We start from the raw sequence: 1,093 nt of genomic DNA, 5'->3' as shown, positions 1-1,093 counted from the left end.
CGCAGCGGGACGACGACGGCGGCCCGCCACGGCGTGGCGGCGTCGACGGCCTGCACCCACGCCCGGTCGGCGGGCACGCCGGTGAGGCCCTCGGCGGGGGCGCCGGCACGCTGCTGCGTCCGGGTCCACGACGCGACGACGGGCACGTCGGAGCTGAGCCGCACCGACCAGCGGCCCGCGGGCAGGCCGGACAGGTCGACGTCGACGACGCCGCCCGGGGGTGCGACGACGGGCTCGGAAGGCGCCGCGTCACCCGCCTCGGCGTCCTCGTCGGCCGGGGTGACCTCGACCTGGACGACGGCCGGGGTGTCCCCCACCGACCCGACGAGGAGCCGGGCCTCGCCGCCAGCGCCGCCGTCTCCGTCGCCGCTGACGGTGACAAGTGGGAGGACGAGGTCGGTCGTGGGGTCGGTCTGGGCGGGCTGGGTGTCGCCGCCGAGGGGGACGAGACCGGACAGGGCGGACCCTCCGCCGGTGACGGCGACCGTGCCGACCCGCGCCACCACGTGGGCGAGGACGGCGGTCTGGTCGGGGGCCAGGGCGTCGACGGCGACCTCGGCCTGCTCGCCGGGGCCGACGAGGATGCCGGTGGAGGCCGGCGTGACGAGCCGGCCGTCGGGGCCGCCGAGGCGGACGTCGACGACGGCCCCGGTCTCCCCCGGGTTGGCGAGCAGCAGCCGGGGCTCCTGGCCGACGCCGGTGCTGCCGAGCAGCACCCACGACGCGGTCGCGGTCCGCGGGCACGCCGACACGCGGAGGCCGCGGTCGTCGCCGCTGCGCACCGCTGTGAGGGTGAGCCCCCGGACCTCGGCGCCGTCCGGCACCTGCAGGCCGTCGGGACCGTCGGGGCGCGCCGGGTCGAGCCCGTCCACCCCGGTCGCCTGGGGCCCGGGCGCGGGGCAGGTCTGCACCGACCCGGCGCCGGCCAGCCGGACCACCGGCGCGGGGGCGACGGGGTCCGGCGGGGGGACCCGGTCCAGGACGGCGCGGGCCGGGACGAGGAGCGCGTCGGCGGGCGCGACGTCGGGGTCGGCCAGCAGCCGCTCGGCGCGCAGGGTGCCGGGACCGACGCCGACGCCGGTGGCGACCGCGA

The 1,093-nt window shown here is 80.5% G+C and carries 1 protein-coding gene; it reads right to left on the bottom strand.

Annotated features, from left to right (window positions below; all coding sequences use genetic code 11):
- Positions 1 to 1,093 (bottom strand): DUF5719 family protein (locus WCS02_RS20535; protein ID WP_340296172.1); only part of this gene is annotated, 1,093 nt, incomplete at both ends.

Source organism: Aquipuribacter hungaricus (assembly GCF_037860755.1).
GTDB classification, from domain to species: domain Bacteria; phylum Actinomycetota; class Actinomycetes; order Actinomycetales; family JBBAYJ01; genus Aquipuribacter; species Aquipuribacter hungaricus.
The sequence above is the reverse complement of the archived record's forward strand: the minus strand, read 5'-3'. Positions and strand labels throughout refer to the sequence as shown.